We start from the raw sequence: 20,844 nt of genomic DNA, 5'->3' as shown, positions 1-20,844 counted from the left end.
TTCTAGAGCCCAACCCCGTGCATGGCTTCGGTCGGGCGGGGTTGGACGTCCTGTTTTCCTGCGCGTAGACACGAGGCACCGCATGCAAATCAAACTCGCCAACCCACGCGGCTTCTGCGCGGGTGTTGACCGTGCGATCGAAATCGTCAATCGCGCCCTTGAAGTGTTTGGCCCGCCGATTTACGTGCGCCATGAAGTGGTTCACAACAAATTCGTCGTCGAAGACCTGCGCGCACGTGGCGCGATCTTCGTCGAAGAGCTGGATCAGGTGCCGGACGACGTCATCGTGATTTTCAGCGCCCACGGCGTGTCCCAGGCCGTGCGCACCGAGGCCTCTGGTCGTGGCTTGAAAGTGTTCGACGCCACGTGCCCGCTGGTGACCAAAGTGCACATCGAAGTTGCACGCTACAGCCGTGACGGTCGCGAGTGCATTCTGATCGGCCATGCCGGACACCCTGAAGTCGAAGGCACCATGGGCCAATACGACGTCAGCAATGGCGGGATGATCTACCTGGTCGAAGACGAAGAAGACGTCGTCAACCTGCAGGTGCGCAACCCGGAAAGCCTGGCGTTCGTGACCCAGACGACGCTGTCCATGGACGACACCAGTCGCGTCATTGATGCCCTGCGCACGCGCTTCCCGAGCATTGGCGGTCCACGCAAGGACGACATCTGCTACGCCACGCAAAACCGCCAGGACGCGGTCAAGCAACTGGCCGATGAATGCGACGTGGTGTTAGTGGTCGGTAGCCCGAACAGCTCCAACTCCAACCGCCTGCGCGAGCTGGCGGAACGCATGTCCACTCCGGCCTACCTGATCGACGGCGCGGAAGACCTGCAACGCAGCTGGTTTGACGGGGTAGCGCGGATCGGCATCACCGCTGGCGCCTCGGCCCCGGAAGTGCTGGTGCGCGGCGTGATTCAGCAGCTACACGCCTGGGGTGCAACCGGCGCTGATGAGCTGGTTGGCCGCGAAGAGAACGTCACGTTCTCAATGCCCAAGGAACTGCGGGTGAAGTCGTTGCTTTGAGGCTTATACCGGGCGGCAAAGCTTGTTTTCGGTTTTGTTGTTTCTGAGACTGACCCGCCCGGTTTTCGATAGCACCACCTGGTAGTCACTGGTGGATTGTTTCGCGTCGCAAACATGAAGCGTCCCGGCCAAAAAGCCGCCACTGGCATGCAGCGGTGCCCCCAAGCCGTTGAACCGCACGAAACGCTTCACCGGGGCATTGCCGACAATCGGGATTTTTCCACTGCTCGCCCGCTCCACCAGCACCGGGTTGCTGTCGTCTCCCGCGCCGGCACCGTTGTGGTCGACAATAATCCGCCAGCCCAGACTCCAGTCATCGTCTATCGCGTGGATCAACACCACTTGATTGCGCATGATCGCTTCGGTGCGCGCTGAACGCATTCCGCTGGCCAACTGCCGGGCTGCGTCATCACGACGCTGGGCTTCAATCAACTGAGCAAACCCCGGAGCGGCAAACTGGGCGACAATCGCGATCAGCGTGATGCCTGTCAGTAGTTGGACGAGGCTAAAACCTGCTTGCTTCATGTGGCGGCTTCCTTCCTGGAAATGGGGTGTCGAGCGTCATCCGGGCATTCATCCCTGTTAAATAACCTTACATCTAGCTGTAGATTTTCGCGTCGCAGTGCTGCCTTATAGTCAGGTCCTCAAGGAGACACCTAATGCGCCACCGCTCCAAGGGCTTTAGCCTGATTGAATTGTTAGTCACTGTGTCGCTCATCGGGATACTGGCGGCGATTGCTGTGCCGAGCTTTCAGAGTTCGATCCAGAGTTCAAAGGCCGATACCGAGGTCAGCGACTTGCAGCGCGCACTCAACTATGCGCGGCTGGAGGCGATCAATCGTGGGGTAAGTACTCGCATCACGCCGAGTGTCTCAGGCTCTGCATGGAATACCGAGTTGAGTGTCTTCCTCGTTTCGGACACCACCAAAGCCTTGCGTATCGTGCCGGCCATGACTAGCGGCGCGACGCTGACTGTCCCTAACAGCCCTGCCGTTATCGATTTCAATAACTTGGGCGGTCAGGCTGCGCCAGGGGCTAATCTGGCAATTGCCTACTTGTTAGGTACGATCAGCAAAACAGTGAATGTTTGCTTGAATGGACGAATCGTTTTGGGCGGAAGTTGTTAATGGTTTATGGGAATAGGCGCACCCAGACCGGGATCGGCCTGATTGAAGTGCTGGTCTCGGTGCTAATTCTGGCTATCGGACTGCTCGGAGCCGCGGCACTGCAACTCAATTCTTTGAAATATACCGACAGTTCGACGATGAGCAGTCAGGCGAGTTTCATTGCATACGACATGATGGATCGGATTCGTGCCAATCCATGTTCGAACGCTCTGCAAAACCCCTGTTCGAATCCCGCAGCGGACTATGCGCTAGCGTCTCTGGCCTCGGCCCCGACGTCGTTCACCAGTGGCGCAATACGAAACCAGGACTGGTTCGACTTTGCTACCAATGTGAAAAACTTCGCTGGCACTGGGGCGGACGGGTCTATTTCCGTAGCGGCCGGTGTAGTCACCATCACCATCACTTGGAATGACTCACGGGCGGCCAATGTTGTCGGTACCCTGCAAACATTCACCTTGGTCAGTGCTGCCTCGACCGTGTGGAGCGGGTTATGAAGAGACTGTCCAAGGGCTTTGGCCTGATTGAAATTATGGTGGCCCTGACTCTCGGGTTGATCGTTGTGCTGGGTATCACGCAAATATTCCTGTCGACCAAAACCACTTTTGTAAATCAGACTGTCTCAGCCGGCATGCAGGAGGATGCGCGTTTCGTCTTCAGCAAAATGCTCCAGGAAATTCGTATGGTAGGCATGTTCGGCTGTTTGTCGTCGTCGACGATAAAGGACTCAAGTACCGCCAATGATTTTGCAGCTGCATCCTTGACCCCGATCAGCTGGGACAATGCCAATCAGATTTTGACTTTGGTCACGGCTGACGTTGGCTCAAATGGCGGCGCTCCAACCTGGAGCATTGTCTCGGATTGCCTGACCTCTTCCACCGCCTACACTGGCGTTAAAGCTCCGGTTAGTGGCCAGATAGCAATACCAATCAGGAAGCTGGTTTACACCTACAAGAACAACCAGATATTTCTCGGTCCGACCAGTAATCAATCGGCACTGGTGAACAATGTCAGTGCCTTCAGCGTTTCTTTCGGTATCGCCAATTCGGCATCGGACACAGTAGCGACCAGTTACTCCACCAACCCGAGCAATCCCGCATTGATCCGCAGTGTGCGACTGACCATGACACTGACCGACCCGACCAACAAGGTCAGGAATCAGACGTTCAACGTAGTGGCTGCCTTGCGTAACAGGCTCAGGTAAGGGGTTCAATATGAAAAATTTTGATCGCATCCCTGTCCGACTCAATGGGGGGGAGCAGGGCATGGCGCTGGTGGTCAGTTTGGTGTTTTTGCTGCTATTGACCCTGATTGGTATCTCGTCAATGCAGAATGCCACCCTGCAAGAAAAAATGTCCGGGAGCGTGAAGCTGCGCAACGAATCATTCCAGTTCGCCGAGTCTGCCTTGCGCATGGCCGAAACGCTGGTGCAAGTCAGTACTTACGCCAAAGCCGTATGCGTCCCCCCCTTGTGTGTACCACCCTCGGACTCGAATACTGTTGTGGCAGCGGGAGCAAGCAGCGTTTCAGGGGTGACCTGGGTGGCGACGGGCCATGGCTTTTACTCAATACAATCAGTGGGGACGACGGTAGGAGCGCCAGCCAACATCTACACGGGGGGCTTGGACGTTAATACTCATTGGACCTTTTTCCGGCTAACCGGCGTGGGCATTCAAGGCAATTCGCGGACCGTACTTGAGAGTATTTATGTCAAGAAAAGAAGTGGGGCTTAACGTGTCTCGGTCGCGATTCGGTTATTTTCTTACTGGCGTGTTTTTAGGTCTGTTCCTGGCCACTCCCGCCTATGCGTTCAGCCCCTCGGACTCGCCGCTGCTGAGCGCGGGGGCAGTGGCGCCAAACGTGATTCTGTTAGTGGATAACTCAGGAAGTATGAATAACCTGATTCGGGCGACAGGCTTTGATCAGACTGCGACTCAAACACAAGTCTATAACTGCAGTTCGAACAGCAACTGCAGCAGCCTCGTCGCGCTGGACATGACCAGTGAAAACCAATTCCTCAGTACCTTGAATCAGGGTACCTGCACGACGGGTTATGACGGATTTAAACTATCGATTAGCGGTAGCGCCAGCGTGTACTGCCTCAAGCTGCCGGACCCAGTGGGCAGTGGTAACACTCGTATTTCAACACGGTACATTGCCTATCTGATTGGGTTGATGACCACCTTGACGAAAGACTACACAGACGGTTCGATCCCCAATGACTACCGGATCAACGTTGCACGTAACGTGTCCTCTGCGCTCGTCACCAGCAACCGCAACTTGCGTATTGGTCTGGCTACCTTCAATCCACCCAACTATAGTGATTCGGGCCCAGGCGGTAATATCTCCCGGTCAATCAGTGACTTGTCGGTGGTCACCGGCTCTGTCACTCAAACCCAGGCAGATACCAACTACAATGCACTGATCTCCGCGATCAAAGGCTTGGGTGCTATCGCCAACACGCCATTGGCCGAAACCTACTACGAGATCACTCGTTACTTCCGTGGCATGACGCCCTATTACAATTCGACACCGAGTACCTATACCAGCCCCATTCAATATCGCTGCCAGAAAAACTACGGAGTGGTAATCACCGACGGCCTACCGACCTATGACCGCACGTTTCCAACCAACGATCCGTTGGGCGGAAGCAGGCTGCCCAACTGGGACGGTAATAGTGCGAATGACGGCGCTAATCTGAGTGGCGATAATGAAGGTGACACGCTGTACCTGGATGACATTGCCAAGTTCGCGTATGACATTGACCTGCGCTCCACCGGCAATGATGCTGCCGGGAAGAGCTGGGATTCGGTGGATTACCCCACGCAGAACCTGTCTACCTACACGGTAGGTTTTACGGCAGCAAACCAAATGCTGTCTGATGCGGCGCGTTATGGACATGGCACTTACTATCAAGCCACTGACAGCGCAGGTTTGAACGCGGCGCTTTCTTCAGCGTTGAACGACATCACCTCCAAGGCGGGCTCGGGTGGCGGCGGGGCAGTCAGTTCGTCGAACTTGTCCAGCACCTCCCAGACCTACACGTCGGTTTATGACTCCGCTGATTGGCGTGGCACGATCAAGGCATTCAACTTCAACACCGATGGTTCGGTCAGTACAACGCCTAGCTGGACGACCGACACGACGATTGTCCCAGGCATCAGTCCGACCTATCAGTCGTGGAATACCACCTCCAATGCCGCAATTACCTTGGCCTACAGCAACTTCTCTATTGCCCAGCAAGCCACCCTCAATTTACCGACGGGGACTAACGGCAGCGACTTGATCGAGTGGAGCAAAGGCACTAACAAGAGTGGCTTCAAAGTGCGTACGGTGCTGTTGGGCGACATTGTCAACTCACGGCTTATGTATGCGTCTCCGAGCGACGCCACCGCCTCGGACAGCACCGGTGATACCAGTTATTCGGCTTTCCTGGATAAGAAAGTTGTAGGCATGAGCCCGAGTCTGGTGGTCAATGCCAACGACGGTTTGGTCAATGTGATCGACCCCAGCAACGGCACTCGACGTTACGCCTATATGCCGTCTAGCGTGCTGAACAATTTGCATTATGTCGCAGACCCCGCCTACATCAATGGTGTGACCCACAAGTTCCTCGCCGACGGCCAGATATCTATTGTCGATGCTCGGCTCGGTACCGCCTGGAAAACCCTCGCTATAGGCGGCGTAGGGGCTGGCGGCAAGGCGTTCTATGCGATTCAACTATACGATGGCACTGCTGGCAACTCGATCAGCGCATTGTGGGAGATTCGTGCTCCCGATATCGCCAATACAGCCAATGTTTTTAATGACTTGGGTTATGCCTATGCCAAGCCTGAAGTTGCGCAGCTGGCAGACGGACGCTGGGCGGCGTTCATTGGTAACGGCTATGGCAGTAGCACCGGCGTAGCGGCGTTATATGTGGTGGATATCCGCGACGGTTCGCTGATCAGGAAAATCATTGTCGATAGCACCGGCGGTAATGGCCTGAGCTCGGTGAAGTTGCGGGTCAATGCCCAGAGCGTGGTGCAGTACGCTTATGGTGGTGACTTGAAAGGCCAAATGTGGAAGTTCGACTTTACCAGTAGTGCGCCTGCCAGTGGGATCTCGTTCTCCAATACGCCGTTGTTCATCGCGCCGGGAGGCACGAGTCAGCCGATTACAGCCCAGCCGGTGATTGGTAGCCTGCCTTCTCTTGGGTACCTTGTGTATTTCGGGACCGGGAAGCTCAGTGAGGTCGCCGATAAAACCAGCACGGCTCGTCAGGCTTTCTACGCTGTCCTGGACAACGATGGTGCCAGTGCCAGCTATGGCGAAAGCCAACTTCAAGCCCAGTCGTTTACAGGGGCCACAGCGACGGGCAGTCAGTACTTCACCACCAGCCAGACCCCGGTGGACTACACAACCCAGAAAGGGTTCTACCTGCCGTTGGTGGTGAGTGGTGTTTTGGCCGGTGAGCGGGTGCTCTATCAGGCTCAATTAAGCTTTGGCAGGTTGTTCTTCACCACTGCGATCATCGATACAGCGGACCCCTGTTCAAGCTCAGGTTCAGGGCGATTCGTGGATATCGACGCAGTCAGTGGCGCCATGCTCAATTATGCTGTGCTGGATACCTCGGGTGATCGAGTGGTTGATAGCAGTGACTCGATTACCAGTGGCATCATGTTCAGTGGGGGGGTGCCTAACCTGTCGGGAGCTGTCAGCAACTTATCGGGCACTCAAAACCTGATGCTTCCAACACCGCTGACGGAACTTGGCGGTGTTTTCAATCGGCGCGTCATGTGGCGACAAATTCAGTAATTAAGAGGCTTTATGCGTAGGCAGAGTAAAGGCTTCACCCTGATAGAACTGATGATCGTCGTAGCGATAGTCGGCATTCTGGCGGCTATCGCCTACCCTAGCTATACGGAATACGTAAGGAAAACCCATCGCTCCGAAATCGCGGGATTGCTCTCCGAGCAGGCACAAATTCTTGAGCGGTTTTATTCGCGGAATGGGCAATACGCTGATGTCACTGGTCCGCCTGCAGTCGCCCTCGTGATCTCCGCAGGCAACACTTATTACACTGTTGCCGCTGTCCGCAACGCACAAGATTTCACGCTGACCGCTGCCCCGGTCGCAGCTGCGATGATGAACGGCGACAAATGTGGCAGTTTTGTTATCAACAATACCGGTGCGCGCAGCAATCTTAACCTGACGAGTGGGGCTACGACCCTGCTGTGCTGGAGCCGTTAACCTTTTCCTTTTTACATCGAGTCCAAGATGTCCAAGCAGCAAGTAGTAATCGTCGGCGGTGGGGTGATCGGTCTGTTGACCGCGTTTACTCTGGCAGCCGAGGTAGAAAGCGTTGTTTTGCTTGATCGTGCCGATGTCGGTCAGGAATCGTCCTGGGCCGGTGGCGGTATTGTTTCGCCGCTTTACCCTTGGCGCTATAGCCCGGCGGTGACCGCGTTGTCGCATTGGTCGCAGGATTTTTATCCGCAATTGGCCGAGCGTTTGTTTGCGGCCACGGACATCGATCCCGAGGTGCACACGACCGGTCTGTATTGGCTCGATCTGGATGATGAAAAAGAAGCGCTAGAGTGGGCGGTTCGGGAGAACCGGCCGTTGAGTGCGGTGGATATTTCGGCGGCTTACGCTGCGGTGCCGGTGCTGGGCGAGGGATATTCTCGCGCTATCTACATGGCTAACGTCGCCAATGTGCGTAACCCCCGCTTGGTGAAATCGCTGAAAGCGGCGTTGCTGGCGCTGCCCAACGTCACGCTTCATGAGCAGTGTGAAGTCAGTGGCTTTATCCGCGAGGGCGACAAGGTGCTTGGCGTCCGCACGGCGGCCGGTGATGTGCTCGGGGATCGCGTGGTGCTGGCGGCGGGTGCCTGGAGTGGTGAACTGCTGAAGACCCTTGGCCTGGAGCTGCCGGTCGAGCCGGTCAAGGGCCAGATGATCCTGTACAAGTGCGCCTCGGACTTCCTGCCGCGGATGATCCTTGCCAAGGGTCGCTACGCGATTCCGCGACGTGACGGGCACATACTGGTCGGCAGCACGCTGGAATATGAGGGCTTCGACAAAACCACCACGGACAGCGCATTGGAGAGCCTGAAGGCCTCGGCCGTTGAGCTGATCCCGGCGCTGGCGGACGCCGAGGTTGTGGGGCATTGGGCCGGGCTGCGGCCTGGCTCGCCTGAAGGCATCCCCTATATCGGGGCCGTGCCGGGCTTTGACGGGTTGTGGCTGAACTGCGGGCATTTCCGCAACGGCCTGGTGCTGGCGCCAGCGTCTTGCCAACTGCTGGCGGACCTGTTGTCCGAGCGCAAGCCGATTATCGATGCCGCGCCGTATGCGCCGGATGGAAGATTGGTGGGCTGAGACGCTTGGCTGCCTCATGTAGGCGCTGCCGAAGGCTGCGATAAGGTCGGAACGACCTTTATGTTAATTAGGGGCGCTGCCGTTTGGCGGCCAATCGCAGCCTTCGGCAGCCCCTACAGGGACCCAGTTTGCGCCGTGATCGCGTGGTATCCGTCAATCCAGCCCCAACTTTTTCAGCCGATAGCGCATGGACCGAAACGTCAGGTTCAGGCGTTGGGCGGCGGCGGTGCGGTTCCAGCGGGTTTCTTCCAGGGCCTGGAGGATGAGTTTGCGTTCGACGCTTTCCAGGTAGTCTTCCAGGTTGTCGATCTCGGCCAGGTTGGGGCCGTCGGGGTCGTGGGCGCTGGGTGAGTCGGCCAGGCGCAGGTCGCTGGCGTCGATCTGGTCGTTGTCGCACAGGGTGTAGGCGCGTTCGAGTATGTTTTCAAGCTCGCGCACATTGCCTGGGAATCGATAGTTTTTCAGGGTGTCCAGCGCGTGTGCGTTGAGCTTCGCCTCAGGCTGACCCGAGCCGTCGGACAGGCGTCGGAGGACGTTATCGGCGAGTTGGCCGATGTCTTCCCGGCGCTCGCGCAAGGACGGTACGCGCAGTTCGATGACGTTCAGGCGGTAATACAAATCCTGGCGGAAACGCCCGGCAGCGACTTCGGCGCTCAGGTCTTTGTGGGTCGCGCAGAGAATGCGCACGTCCACCACCAACTCTTGCTGTCCACCCACGCAGCGCACGGCTTTTTCCTGGATCACGCGCAGTAACTTGACCTGCATGGCCAACGGCAGGTCTGCGACTTCATCAAGGAACAGCGTCCCGCCGTTGGCAGCCTGAAACAATCCGGGCTTGTCCTCGACCGCACCGCTGAAGCTACCTTTACGATGGCCGAAGAACTCGCTTTCCATGAGTTCAGAAGGAATGGCGCCGCAGTTGACCGGAATAAAGGGTTGGCTGATGCGCGGACCTTGCTCGTGAATCAAGCGTGCCACTAGCTCTTTGCCGCTGCCCGATTCGCCACTGATGTAGATCGGAGCCTGACTGCGGGCCAGTTTGCTGATCTGGTTGCGCAGTGCACGCATGGGCGGCGAGTTGCCCAGCAAGCGGCTGTCGATGCTGCTGCTGTCAGTTGTGGTCGGGGGGTGCAGGCGCAGGGCGCTGGTCACCAGTTCGCGGAGGAGGGTGAGGTCCACCGGTTTAGTCAAAAAGTCGAAGGCCCCGGCTTTTAGTGCATTGATAGCGGTGTCGAGGCTCCCATACGCTGTAATCATCGCCACTGGCACCTGCGGGTGACGTTGCTGGATGTGCTGCACCAGCTCCAGGCCATTGCCATCGGGCATGCGCATGTCCGTCAGGCACAGGTCGAAAGGCTCGCGCAGCAGCCAGTCACGCGCTTCTTTGACGTTGCGCGCGCTGCGGGTGTCGAGCTTCATCCGCCCCAGCGTGATCTCCAGAAGTTCGCGGATATCCGGTTCATCGTCGACGATCAGGATTTTTTGCCGTGTGCTCATGTTCAACTCAGTTTGAGCGGATGGGCGAAGGTGATGCGGAAACAGCTCCCGCCACCTTCCCGGGGACTGTAATCCAGATGTGCTTGATTGCTTTCGCACAGCTCGCGGGAAATATAAAGGCCCAGCCCGGTGCCTTTGTTTTCCGTGGTGAAGAAGGGTTCGAAAATCTTTGTCAGATGCTCGCTGGCCACGCCTGGGCCGTCATCGAGCACTTCCAGGATCGGCAAGTCGCTGATCGGATCGTGACACAGTTTTAGCCAGACCTGCGCCTGTTCATTGACCTTGGCGCTATACCGTAATGCGTTCTGCAGCAAGTTGGTCAGCACCTGCGTCAGTTGCTCGGGGTCCATGCGCGTCGTCAGGGTCCCAATGCCAATGTCGACATGCAACTGCTGGTTGGTCGTGGCGGCACTGCGAAAATCGCTGAGGAACGGCTCCAGCCAGCGTTTGACATCGAGCTGCTGCGGTTCGGCCTGACGTCGGCGAGACAGTTGCAGAACGTTTTCAATCACCAGATTCATCCGCCGGGATTGATCGTGGATGATCTGACCCAGGCGCAGATCAGGCGCCGTCAGGTCCTCTGATTCTTTGAGCAGTTGGGCGGCATGGCTGATGGCGCCCAGTGGATTACGAATTTCGTGGGCGATCCCGGCAGTCAGGCGGCCTAATGCGACGAGCTTGAGTTGCTGGGCCTGTTGGGATATCTGCGACAGGTCCTCGAGAAAGATCAGGGTGTGACGCCGTTCGTCGCGATTGAGGGCGATGAAGCTTGGTTGCAGCACCGGGCCGAGGGACGTCGCCACACTCTGCGGACGCAACATCGGGTTGATCTGCCATTGCTGCAGCCGGTCGACCAGCGGTGGGCAATAGTCGTCGATGGTTTTGCCGATCAGGTGTTCCTGGCCCAGCAGGGTCAGGGCGCCGTGATTGGCCAGCAGCACCTTGCGTTGGGCGTCGAGCACCAGAATGCCGGTGCGCATGCGTTGCAGGATCAACGCGTTGAGTTCTTCGAGGTTGTCGACATCTGCCGCGCGTTCTTTTGCCAGCGACTCGCTAAGGTGCAGGCGATGGGTCAATGCCTGTACCAATAACGCGGCGGCAAAGCACATGGCGCCCAGCGAGCCAGCCTGGAGATAGTGGTTGTACGCCGACGGTCGATTGAAGCTGAGATAGAAGGTCAGGTAAATGATGCCGATGGCTGCAACCGCGGCAATCAACAACCCAGTGCGCCCTCGCAGCAATATGTTGCTGATGGCGACCGATGCAATCAGCAGGTTGCCGATGCCGCTGGGTGCGCCACCGCCTGCGTAAAACAACGCCGAAAGCATCACGACATCGGCCAGCGCCAAGCTGAATGTCTGTACAGCATTGTTCGGTCTGTCCAGCAGCACGACGACCAGGATATTGAAAACCAGATACAGCCAGCAACCTGTCCTGAACAGGATCGGGTTGGCCAGCTCCAGCAGGTCATCATCCAGATTGCTGGAGATCATCAGGACCAGCGTGATGCCGATGACCAAACGATAAAGGTGATAAAGCCGCAGGATACGCTGGGCCTGATTGCCGCTCAGTGAGAGTGTCTCAGCGGTCACGAGAGCCTGGGCCTTGTTCCAGGTGTGTCTGGCTGCAGTACCACTGTTTCCCCGCGTTCGATTCCAGGCTCAACGCACGGTCACGGGGCAAATGGACGCCGCAGTGGGCGCAGCGGACCATGGGCTCGGCTGCGATTTCAGGCGATTCTGCCTGTTTGGAGGGCGCAGGGTGTTTACCTATTCGTTTGAAGAAGTGCATCGCCGCCGCGATTAAGGCGATCAATAAAATTAAGCGTACGAAGATACCCATGTCTACCAGCTTTCTGATTGAAGATTCGGCAGTGTAGCCAAGGAGCTGTCGGGCGCACAGTGGAGAAATGCCCAATAAAAAAAGAGACCCGAAGGTCTCTTTTTTCAATACGACTGAATCAGTCGAAAATACCCAACGTCATGTAGCTGAACCACGAGCGGTCTTTGCTGTTGCCTTCCGCTTGATGATTCTGCTCGTCGACCTCGTCCTGATTGGCAGGCAGCAGTTCCGAAGGAATAGCGTCCTTGGCATCTTGGTACTGTTTGAGCACGTCCTGGTTGGCGCGAGTTTCACCTGGCGGCAACGGCGTATTGGTGTTGATCAGGCCTAGGGTTACCTTCGACAGCCATGAGCGGTTGTCTTCGTCGGCGATCTGCGGCACGAACTGACCATCGACCAGGCTTGGATGGTTCGGGTAGTTCAGCTTGAGGACTTCCAGGCTGCTGGCAGCCAGTTCGTCCAGGTGCATATGCTGATAGGACTCGATCATCACTGCCAAGCCATCGCCGACGGACGGCGTTTCCTGGAAGTTCTCGACCACGTAGCGACCACGGTTGGCGGCTGCAACGTAAGCGTGACGGGTCAGGTAGTAGTCCGCGACGTGGATCTCATAGGCAGCCAGCAGGTTGCGCAGGTAGATCATGCGCTGCTTGGCATCCGGCGCATAACGGCTGTTGGGGTAGCGGCTGGTGAGCTGGGCGAACTCGTTGTAGGAGTCGCGGGCAGCGCCCGGGTCACGCTTGGTCATGTCCAGCGGCAGGAAGCGAGCCAGCAGGCCAACGTCCTGGTCGAAGGAGGTCAGACCCTTCAGGTAGTAGGCGTAGTCGACGTTGGGGTGCTGTGGGTGCAAACGAATAAAACGTTCAGCGGCAGACTTCGCAGCCTCCGGCTCACCGTTTTTATAGTTGGCGTAGATCAGCTCCAGCTGTGCCTGATCGGCATAGCGTCCAAAGGGATAACGCGACTCCAGTGCCTTAAGCTTGTTGCTTGCACTGTTGTAGTTGTTGTTGTCCAGGTCGGCCTGCGCCTGCTGGTACAGCTCGACTTCGCTCAGATTTTCGTCGATGACTTCTTTCGATGAACAAGCAGCGGTGAGTGCGAGGATGGCGATCAGCAGCAGGTGTTTCACTTGCATGGCGGCTAGCGTCCCTATGACGGCCCGCTGTCTTGGGCGGGGCCGTCCTGTTATGATGGGCACCCCGTGAAACCCCGGGGCAAAAGACGCCGTATTTAACCACAAGCGCGCAGCCGAAACCAAAGGCTACGCCGCAGCCTAGTCTGAGCATGTCCGAGAATATAGAACTCCGCGCAGAGGTGCCGTCCGAATTGGGCGGTCAACGCCTCGATCAAGTCGCCGCACAATTATTCGCTGAGCACTCGCGCTCGCGCCTTTCCGCCTGGATAAAAGACGGCTGCCTGACTGTGGACGGAGGCGTTTTGCGCCCACGTGACATCGTTCATGGCGGCGCTGTTCTGCAACTGTCCGCAGAGCAGGAAGCCCAAGGTGAATGGGTGGCGCAGGATATTGAGCTCGATATCGTCTACGAGGACGATCAAATCATGGTGATCAACAAACCTTCCGGTTTGGTGGTTCACCCCGCAGTGGGTCATGCCGATGGCACGCTGCTTAACGCTCTACTGCACCACTTTCCGGACATCGTCAATGTTCCGCGCGCTGGCATCGTGCACCGTCTGGACAAGGACACCACTGGTCTGATGGTGGTGGCCAAGACAATCCAGGCGCAGACCCAGTTGGTGACGCAGTTGCAGAATCGCAGCGTCAGCCGGATCTATGAATGCATCGTCATTGGTGTTGTCACCGCAGGTGGCAAGATCGACGCACCGATCGGCCGTCACGGCCAGCAGCGTCAGCGCATGGCGGTCATGGAGGGTGGTAAGCAGGCGGTGAGTCATTACCGGGTGCTTGAGCGTTTCCGTTCCCACACCCATGTAAGGGTCAAGCTGGAAACCGGTCGTACTCACCAGATTCGCGTGCACATGGCGCACATCAACTTCCCGTTGGTCGGTGATCCCGCCTACGGTGGTCGCTTCCGTATTCCGCCTGCTGCCAGCGTGACCATGGTCGAATCGTTGAAACATTTCCCGCGTCAGGCGCTGCATGCGCGTTTCCTGGAGCTGGATCATCCGACGACCGGTAAGCGAATGAAGTGGGAATCGCCGCTGCCAGACGATTTTGTCTGGCTGTTGTCGCTGCTGAAGCAGGATCGCGAGGCGTTCATCGGGTGAACACGTTCGTGACGGATTGGCTGATCCCTGACTGGCCTGCGCCGGCAGGGGTCAAGTCGTGCGTCACCACCCGTGTGGGCGGCGTCAGTCAGGCGTCGTTCGACAGCTTCAATCTGGGTGATCACGTTGATGATCGCCCTGAGTCGGTGGCTGCCAATCGTCAGCATCTGACATCCAGCCTGAATGTCCAGCCTGCCTGGCTACGCCAGGTGCACGGTGTCGTCGTTGCTCAAGCCGATCCTCTTCGTGTTGTCGAAGCTGATGCTAGCTGGACGATGACTCCCGGTGTTGCGTGCGCCATCATGACCGCGGACTGCTTGCCGGCGCTGTTTTGTGATCGTGCGGGCAGTCGTGTCGCAGCGGCCCATGCCGGTTGGCGTGGGTTGGCTGCTGGCGTACTGGAAGCGACGGTCGATCATTTGGCGGTGCCAGCGAGCGATATTCTTGTCTGGCTCGGCCCGGCCATTGGTCCGCAAGCATTCGAAGTCGGACCGGAAGTTCGTGAGGCTTTTATAAGCACTCATCCTGAAACTGCCCAGGCATTTGTGCCAAGCCTCAATGCCGGTCGCTTCATGGCCGATATCTATGCCCTGGCGCGTCTGCGTCTGGCGGCATGTGGTGTGACGGCGGTGTATGGCGGCGGCTTCTGCACGGTCAATGATCCACGCTTTTATTCCTATCGCCGAAGCGCTCGCACCGGTCGTTTCGCCTCTCTGGTCTGGATTGACTGAGTCGACTACGCTCACTCATCATAATTGCTGACTTACGTCAATTAAACAGCGCTTGAATCCTGCAAAATCGACCGCATCTAATGGGCAATCCAGCAGGTTTTCTTCATAGGTGTGTCCATCGCTCCGGCCTGCTTAATAAGGAAGGTAACTAATGCGTATAGACCAGTTAACCAGCAAATTGCAGTTGGCTTTATCTGATGCTCAGTCCTTGGCTGTGGGGTTAGATCATTCGGGCATCGAGCCGGCGCACTTGATGCAGGCGCTGCTTGAACAGCAGGGCGGTACGATCAGGCCGCTGCTGATGCAGGTCGGCTTTGACATCAACAGCCTGCGTAAGGCGTTGAGCAAAGAGCTCGACCAACTGCCGAAAATCCAGAATCCTACCGGCGACGTGAATATGTCGCAGGATTTGGCGCGTCTGCTCAATCAGGCTGATCGCCTGGCGCAGCAGAAGGGCGACCAGTTCATCTCCAGCGAGTTGGTGCTGCTGGCGGCAATGGACGAGAACAACAAGCTTGGCAAGCTCTTGCTGGGCCAGGGCGTTAGTAAAAAGGCCCTTGAAAATGCCATTACCAATCTGCGTGGCGGTGCTGCGGTCAATGATGCCAACGTCGAGGAGTCGCGTCAGGCGCTGGATAAATACACCATCGATCTCACCAAGCGCGCCGAAGAAGGCAAGCTCGACCCTGTGATCGGTCGTGATGACGAAATTCGTCGAACCATTCAGGTACTGCAGCGCCGGACCAAGAACAACCCGGTACTGATCGGTGAGCCTGGCGTGGGTAAAACCGCGATTGTCGAGGGCCTGGCCCAGCGGATCGTCAACGGTGAAGTGCCGGATGGCCTTAAAGGCAAGCGCGTGCTGTCGCTGGACATGGGCGCGCTGATTGCCGGCGCCAAGTTCCGTGGTGAATTCGAAGAGCGGTTGAAAGCGCTGCTGAACGAGCTGTCGAAGCAGGAAGGTCAGATCATCCTGTTCATTGATGAACTGCACACCATGGTCGGCGCCGGTAAAGGTGAAGGCGCGATGGATGCGGGCAACATGCTCAAGCCTGCGCTGGCTCGCGGCGAGCTGCACTGCGTCGGCGCGACCACGCTCAACGAATACCGCCAATATATAGAGAAGGACGCAGCCCTTGAACGGCGCTTCCAGAAAGTGCTGGTGGATGAGCCAAGCGAAGAAGACACCATCGCGATCCTGCGTGGCTTGAAAGAGCGCTACGAGGTTCACCACAAGGTTGCTATCACTGACGGCGCGATCATTGCGGCGGCCAAGCTGAGTCATCGCTATATCACTGATCGTCAATTGCCGGACAAGGCCATCGACTTGATCGACGAAGCGGCCAGCCGCATTCGGATGGAAATCGACTCCAAACCGGAAGTGCTCGACCGTCTTGAGCGGCGCCTGATTCAACTCAAGGTCGAATCCCAGGCCCTGAAAAAAGAAGACGACGAAGCCGCAATCAAGCGTCTGGAGAAACTTCAGGAGGAAATCGCCCGGCTTGAGCGTGAGTACGCCGATCTCGAAGAGATCTGGACCTCGGAAAAAGCCGAGGTTCAAGGTTCGGCGCAAATTCAGCAGAAAATCGAACAGTCGCGTCAGGAGTTGGAAGCGGCCCGTCGTCGTGGTGATCTGAATCGGATGGCAGAGTTGCAGTACGGGATCATTCCTGATCTGGAACGCAGCCTGCAGATGGTCGATCAGCACGGCAAAAGCGAAAACCAGTTGCTGCGCAGCAAAGTGACCGAAGAAGAGATTGCAGAAGTCGTGTCCAAGTGGACCGGGATCCCGGTCTCGAAAATGCTCGAAGGCGAACGCGACAAGCTGCTGAAGATGGAAAGCCTGTTGCACCAACGTGTGATTGGCCAGGACGAAGCCGTGGTCGCGGTATCCAACGCAGTGCGGCGCTCGCGTGCCGGGTTGTCCGACCCGGATCGTCCGAGCGGTTCGTTCCTGTTTCTCGGCCCTACCGGCGTCGGCAAGACGGAGCTGTGCAAGGCGCTGGCTGAGTTCCTGTTCGATACCGAAGAGGCGATGGTGCGTATCGACATGTCCGAGTTCATGGAGAAGCACTCCGTGGCCCGCCTGATCGGTGCGCCGCCGGGCTACGTGGGTTATGAAGAGGGCGGTTACCTTACCGAAGCTGTGCGACGGAAGCCTTATTCAGTGATCTTGCTGGATGAAGTGGAAAAGGCTCACCCGGACGTGTTCAACGTGCTACTGCAGGTGCTTGAGGATGGTCGTCTGACCGACAGCCACGGGCGCACGGTGGATTTCCGCAATACCGTGATCGTGATGACTTCCAACCTGGGCTCGGTGCAGATCCAGGAGTTGGTCGGTGATCGCGAGGCACAGCGTGCGGCGGTGATGGACGCGGTCAGTTCGCACTTCCGTCCAGAGTTCATCAACCGTATCGATGAAGTCGTGGTGTTCGAGCCATTGGCGCGCGATCAGATTGCTGGCATCGCCAACATTCAGCTCGGCCGTTTGCGTGGTCGTCTGGCTGAGCGCGAGCTGAAGCTGGAGTTGAGCGCCGAGGCACTGGATAAACTGATCGCGGTGGGTTACGACCCGGTGTACGGCGCACGGCCTCTGAAGCGTGCAATACAGCGCTGGATCGAAAACCCGTTGGCGCAGTTGATTTTGTCCGGGCGCTTCCTGCCTGGCGCCACCGTGACCGGTACTGTGGTTGGCGACGAGATTACTTTCGGCTGATTCGTTCATTACCTCTATATAGAAGGACCCTCCTCGTGAGGGTCTTTTTATCAGCGCGGCATAAGGGGCAAGAAACCGAGATATCAGGTGTAAGCGCGGCGATCCGAAAAAAATCGCAAATCATTGTCTTAAATGCAGTTTTAAGGGTTGACAGTCTTTTTTAAAATTGTAGAATAGCGCGCCTCAGAGACGCGAACGTAGCGATGCAAACGGGTCATTGAGGCTGAAATAAGCAGTTAATTCAGCGCTGTAGTTGTAGAAGTTACGTCTGAAATGCATAGTTCCGCGATAGCTCAGTTGGTAGAGCAAATGACTGTTAATCATTGGGTCCCTGGTTCGAGTCCAGGTCGTGGAGCCATTTTTATCAAGATGTAGCTGTATTATCGGGGTATAGCGCAGTCCGGTAGCGCGCCTGCTTTGGGAGCAGGATGTCAGGAGTTCGAATCCCCTTACCCCGACCATTTTTGGGTCGTTAGCTCAGTTGGTAGAGCAGTTGGCTTTTAACCAATTGGTCGTAGGTTCGAATCCCACACGACCCACCATTTTTGGCTTCAAGGTAACCCTTGAAGCCGAATCTTATAGATCTGATGCCATGAGTATCAGGTCGCAAGACAGCTTGTTGAGGTGTCTTTAAAGTTTCAACCGGGGTATAGCGCAGTCCGGTAGCGCGCCTGCTTTGGGAGCAGGATGTCAGGAGTTCGAATCCCCTTACCCCGACCATATTCTACTCAGGCTGTACATGAGTTGAAGATCAAGGCCAGATGCCATGCGCATCGAAGCCAAATAAAAAAGGCGTCCTTCGGGACGCCTTTTTTTATGCCTTTGATTTGAGGGGTAAGCAGGGTATCTACGGCCTAGCGGGCAGAGGCTGGGGCTTTTGATCTGCATGTAGGAGCTGACTTGTCTGCGAATAAGCCCGGCACGAGCTTCCGGCGGGGCTGGGTTTGACCCACAACTTGCGCTTGCGCGGTGAGGGTCAAGACGGTATTCACAAGGGATCAGCGCTTTTCTGATTTTGATAGGGCTGACTTCTCTGCGAAAGGGCAGCTCATAGCGTCAGATAACTCAACAAACGGCTCAACAGGCCCAGACCAATCACCACGATCAGTACCACCGCAAGGAGCAGCCAAGGCTTGAAAGGCCTGCGCTCGACGGTGTGCACGGGTGTTTGCAGATACTCTTCGACACGTTGTTGATCTTCAGGGTTTAGGCGGCTGGTCATTTGAGCCTCATTCGGTCGGCGAAAACACATGAGTGGGAGTCTAGTCGTGAAAACCGGACTCTCTGAGCGTCAGGCATGAATGATCTAAAGGGGTTCGACGCACAGGGTGTCGTCCAGGCGAATAATTCCGCTTTGCAGCACCCGTGCGGTGATTCCGCCATGGCCGCGTAAGGCTTGAAAGGTGCCGTGTCCCAAGCGTTGCTCGAGCCGGGCGCAGGGTTGGCACCAGCCGGTGGTTTCCAGAATCGCCTGGCCGACTTTGAAGCGCCGTCCCTTGAGGCTGAACAGATTGATGCCGCTGATCACCAGATTGCGTCGCAGGTCTTGGGGCACGATGGGGTGTTTCTCCGTGCGGCTCATTAACGAGCTGACCACTGCCAGATGTTCCCACTGGATCAGCGTCACTTGCCGTGCGTTATGCGGGCCTGGCCGCGAATGATCGCCCGTCAGGCCAGCCTCGCGGCGTGCTTCCACCGCTTCAAGCTCAATCATGTCGACACGGGATTCGGGGCGCACGCCAATCCAGCGGACCAGGCCCTGTTGAGGGACATCCGCCAACAGTGCTTGCAGTGGGCTGGTCTGTAACGGGTTCATAAGCTGATTCCAACATCGAAAACGACACTGCGACCTAGATTGGTTCGCAGGAAATCCGGTGCATCCGGGTGTGCGAACAGTACGCGGGCGAAGGTTGGTCCGACCAAGGATAACGAGCGCCAGCCTTGGCGCAGGTATTCAGTGGGCGGCGGGAAATGACTGTTCAGATCGAGCACTTCACGCTTGAGGCTGGCGAAAGCAATGATGTCCAGTTCGCCCAGGTCCAGCCCGCGTTCGCGGTAGTTGTGTGCTTTTTTACGCAAGGTGGGTGCGAGGCGCTGCAACAGCTCATGGGCCGCAATGCGCTTGGGTTTCGCCTCGCGCCGCACTAATTGGCTTAACGAAAACGCACTGCGCCGCCGCTGTAATTCTTCGCGCCACTCGTCGTTCAACCGACGGCCTTCATCGAGAACAAAGAACACTTCGAAACTCGCATCGCGAAACAGCACGTCTGGCGGTTCTTGCCCGGCCGGGGTGAAGTCTTCATTGCGGTGCGTGATGTTCAGGCCTTGCAGCAAACGCTGGCAAACCCAACGCTCACGCTCCCACTTACGCGCATTGGAGAGGAACGCGTTGGCTTGTTCGGCCTGGACCGTAAGCAGGCGTAAATAATCTGAGTCATCCATGAGCCAAGCTTAGCGTTCATTTGAGTCCTGAAAAATAGAGTCTCTCAGACTTTTTACCGAGTAGCCCCTGCCTGCGGCGTTAGGCTTACGGTAAAGATTGAGGCTCATCCGTCTTCAGGACTTGGATTCGAAGAGGTTGTTTGAGTGGTTGGAATGGAAAGTTGCGTCCGTGAAATTTAAATGATAGTTTTTCATGAAATTATTAAATAATAATTTCACAGGCGCCTGTATGTTTCAGCAATCGACCCAGCACATTGCCAGCTATTACGCTCATCCTTTGGAGCGCCCGGCATGAACAAGCAAGAAGAAATCGCTGCCTTGGCGATCCTTATTCACGATTTACGCAAGCACAAGAAATACACCCTGAAGGAACTCGCAGACAAAATCGGTCGTTCTGTCGGCTTTCTCTCGCAAGTCGAGCGTGGCTTGTCACGGCCCACCGTGGCTGACTTGACGGCGATCAGTGAAACCTTTGGGGTACCGACCACCTATTTTTACAGTTTGCCAAAACTCAAGGAGTTGCCTTGGGTTACCCGGCCGGATGAGCGACGCACGCTGTATTACGCCAACGGGATTACCGACATTTTGGTTTCGCCGAAGATGAAGGCCGCCTTTTCCATGCTCGAAAGCCAACTGGAGGCTGGTGCCAGCAGTGGCGAGCGGCACTTGAGCGATAGCTCCGAGCAGGGCGGCTATGTTCTGGAAGGCGAGTTGACGCTGTGGCTGAAGGATGACGAGGCGCCGGTCACCTTGTACCCCGGCGACAGTTTTCAACTGGCCAGCCATGCCCATTGTCGCTACGGCAACCTCACCGATCAGCTCACCCGGGTTCTCTGGGTTTACACCTGATAA

General features: G+C 56.8%; 20 protein-coding genes and 4 tRNA genes. 16 read left to right on the top strand and 8 right to left on the bottom strand.

The genetic code is table 11. The features are described 5' to 3' along the window. Window positions 1–82 precede the first annotated feature (82 nt). Window positions 83–1,030, top strand: coding sequence for a 4-hydroxy-3-methylbut-2-enyl diphosphate reductase (ispH, locus tag RHM55_RS11165; RefSeq protein WP_322182007.1), 948 nt, complete (start codon window positions 83–85; stop codon window positions 1,028–1,030). A 3-nt stretch (window positions 1,031–1,033) separates the two neighbouring features. Here the strand turns inward: ispH and RHM55_RS11160 are convergent, their stop codons facing one another. Further along, on the bottom strand, window positions 1,034–1,555 hold the full coding sequence (locus RHM55_RS11160; RefSeq protein WP_322182005.1) for a GspH/FimT family pseudopilin: 522 nt from the start codon (window positions 1,553–1,555) through the stop codon (window positions 1,034–1,036). Between the two features lie 134 nt (window positions 1,556–1,689). Between RHM55_RS11160 and RHM55_RS11155 the strand changes: the two genes are divergently transcribed. From RHM55_RS11155 to thiO, 7 genes are read left to right on the top strand one after another with little or no spacing between them, the layout of a single operon-like run. Then, complete coding sequence (locus RHM55_RS11155) at window positions 1,690–2,157, top strand: GspH/FimT family pseudopilin (protein ID WP_322182003.1); 468 nt, start codon at window positions 1,690–1,692, stop codon at window positions 2,155–2,157. Next, complete coding sequence (gene pilV / locus RHM55_RS11150) at window positions 2,157–2,651, top strand: type IV pilus modification protein PilV (RefSeq protein WP_322182001.1); 495 nt, start codon at window positions 2,157–2,159, stop codon at window positions 2,649–2,651. The genes RHM55_RS11155 and pilV overlap by 1 nt, the downstream gene beginning before the upstream one ends. After that, window positions 2,648–3,358, top strand: a complete 711-nt coding sequence (locus tag RHM55_RS11145; RefSeq protein WP_322181999.1) for a PilW family protein — start codon at window positions 2,648–2,650, stop codon at window positions 3,356–3,358. The genes pilV and RHM55_RS11145 overlap by 4 nt, the downstream gene beginning before the upstream one ends. Before the next feature lie 10 nt (window positions 3,359–3,368). After that, on the top strand, window positions 3,369–3,887 hold the full coding sequence (locus tag RHM55_RS11140; protein ID WP_322181997.1) for a pilus assembly PilX family protein: 519 nt from the start codon (window positions 3,369–3,371) through the stop codon (window positions 3,885–3,887). After that, window positions 3,862–6,951, top strand: a complete 3,090-nt coding sequence (locus tag RHM55_RS11135; RefSeq protein WP_322181995.1) for a pilus assembly protein — start codon at window positions 3,862–3,864, stop codon at window positions 6,949–6,951. Before RHM55_RS11140 ends, RHM55_RS11135 begins: the two co-directional genes overlap by 26 nt. 12 nt (window positions 6,952–6,963) lie before the next feature. Next, on the top strand, window positions 6,964–7,386 hold the full coding sequence (locus tag RHM55_RS11130; RefSeq protein ID WP_322181993.1) for a type IV pilin protein: 423 nt from the start codon (window positions 6,964–6,966) through the stop codon (window positions 7,384–7,386). Window positions 7,387–7,413: 27 nt separating this feature from the next. Next, window positions 7,414–8,517 (top strand): glycine oxidase ThiO, encoded by a 1,104-nt coding sequence (gene thiO, locus RHM55_RS11125; protein WP_322181990.1) that lies wholly within the window; start codon window positions 7,414–7,416, stop codon window positions 8,515–8,517. Between the two features lie 153 nt (window positions 8,518–8,670). Here thiO and RHM55_RS11120 read toward each other — a convergent pair whose 3' ends face one another. The 4 genes from RHM55_RS11120 to RHM55_RS11105 form a co-directional block, all read right to left on the bottom strand. Further along, a complete protein-coding gene (locus RHM55_RS11120) occupies window positions 8,671–10,014 on the bottom strand; it encodes a sigma-54 dependent transcriptional regulator (RefSeq protein ID WP_322181988.1) in 1,344 nt (447 codons plus the stop codon). A gap of 2 nt (window positions 10,015–10,016) precedes the next feature. Continuing rightward, a complete protein-coding gene (locus RHM55_RS11115; protein WP_322181986.1) occupies window positions 10,017–11,606 on the bottom strand; it encodes a sensor histidine kinase in 1,590 nt (529 codons plus the stop codon). Next, complete coding sequence (locus RHM55_RS11110) at window positions 11,596–11,856, bottom strand: PP0621 family protein (RefSeq protein ID WP_322182870.1); 261 nt, start codon at window positions 11,854–11,856, stop codon at window positions 11,596–11,598. The genes RHM55_RS11115 and RHM55_RS11110 overlap by 11 nt, the downstream gene beginning before the upstream one ends. 118 nt (window positions 11,857–11,974) lie before the next feature. Next, window positions 11,975–12,991: an outer membrane protein assembly factor BamD gene (locus RHM55_RS11105; RefSeq protein ID WP_322181984.1), complete on the bottom strand. Its 1,017-nt coding sequence runs from the start codon at window positions 12,989–12,991 to the stop codon at window positions 11,975–11,977. Between the two features lie 149 nt (window positions 12,992–13,140). Here RHM55_RS11105 and rluD point away from each other — a divergent pair, with 149 nt between their 5' ends. The 7 genes from rluD (at window position 13,141) to RHM55_RS11070 (ending at window position 18,270) form a co-directional block, all read left to right on the top strand. Then, window positions 13,141–14,103 carry a 23S rRNA pseudouridine(1911/1915/1917) synthase RluD gene (rluD, locus tag RHM55_RS11100; RefSeq protein ID WP_219062582.1) on the top strand — a complete coding sequence of 321 codons (963 nt, stop codon included), beginning with the start codon at window positions 13,141–13,143 and terminating at the stop codon, window positions 14,101–14,103. A gap of 8 nt (window positions 14,104–14,111) precedes the next feature. Continuing rightward, on the top strand, window positions 14,112–14,834 hold the full coding sequence (gene pgeF, locus RHM55_RS11095) for a peptidoglycan editing factor PgeF (protein WP_322182868.1): 723 nt from the start codon (window positions 14,112–14,114) through the stop codon (window positions 14,832–14,834). A gap of 151 nt (window positions 14,835–14,985) precedes the next feature. After that, window positions 14,986–17,550: an ATP-dependent chaperone ClpB gene (clpB, locus tag RHM55_RS11090; RefSeq protein ID WP_322181981.1), complete on the top strand. Its 2,565-nt coding sequence runs from the start codon at window positions 14,986–14,988 to the stop codon at window positions 17,548–17,550. Between the two features lie 282 nt (window positions 17,551–17,832). Next, window positions 17,833–17,908, top strand: a tRNA-Asn gene (locus RHM55_RS11085). A gap of 26 nt (window positions 17,909–17,934) precedes the next feature. Further along, window positions 17,935–18,011: transfer RNA gene (locus RHM55_RS11080), tRNA-Pro, on the top strand. A gap of 5 nt (window positions 18,012–18,016) precedes the next feature. After that, window positions 18,017–18,092, top strand: a tRNA-Lys gene (locus tag RHM55_RS11075). A gap of 101 nt (window positions 18,093–18,193) precedes the next feature. Further along, window positions 18,194–18,270, top strand: a tRNA-Pro gene (locus RHM55_RS11070). A gap of 328 nt (window positions 18,271–18,598) precedes the next feature. Here RHM55_RS11070 and RHM55_RS11065 read toward each other — a convergent pair. The 3 genes from RHM55_RS11065 to RHM55_RS11055 form a co-directional block, all read right to left on the bottom strand. Continuing rightward, window positions 18,599–18,772, bottom strand: a complete 174-nt coding sequence (locus tag RHM55_RS11065) for a DUF3094 family protein (RefSeq protein ID WP_322181978.1) — start codon at window positions 18,770–18,772, stop codon at window positions 18,599–18,601. 84 nt (window positions 18,773–18,856) lie between these two features. Further along, on the bottom strand, window positions 18,857–19,366 hold the full coding sequence (locus tag RHM55_RS11060) for an MOSC domain-containing protein (protein WP_322181976.1): 510 nt from the start codon (window positions 19,364–19,366) through the stop codon (window positions 18,857–18,859). Beyond that, complete coding sequence (locus tag RHM55_RS11055; protein ID WP_322181974.1) at window positions 19,363–19,992, bottom strand: DUF1780 domain-containing protein; 630 nt, start codon at window positions 19,990–19,992, stop codon at window positions 19,363–19,365. Before RHM55_RS11055 ends, RHM55_RS11060 begins: the two co-directional genes overlap by 4 nt. Window positions 19,993–20,283: 291 nt before the next feature. Here RHM55_RS11055 and RHM55_RS11050 point away from each other — a divergent pair, with 291 nt between their 5' ends. Continuing rightward, entirely contained in the window at window positions 20,284–20,841 is a 558-nt protein-coding gene (locus RHM55_RS11050; protein WP_322181972.1) for a helix-turn-helix domain-containing protein, read from the top strand. The last annotated feature ends 3 nt before the right edge of the window (window positions 20,842–20,844 follow it).

Origin of the sequence: Pseudomonas sp. MH9.2 (assembly GCF_034353875.1) — a bacterium.
Classification (GTDB): domain Bacteria; phylum Pseudomonadota; class Gammaproteobacteria; order Pseudomonadales; family Pseudomonadaceae; genus Aquipseudomonas.
This window is presented reverse-complemented; position numbering and strand designations above follow the sequence as displayed.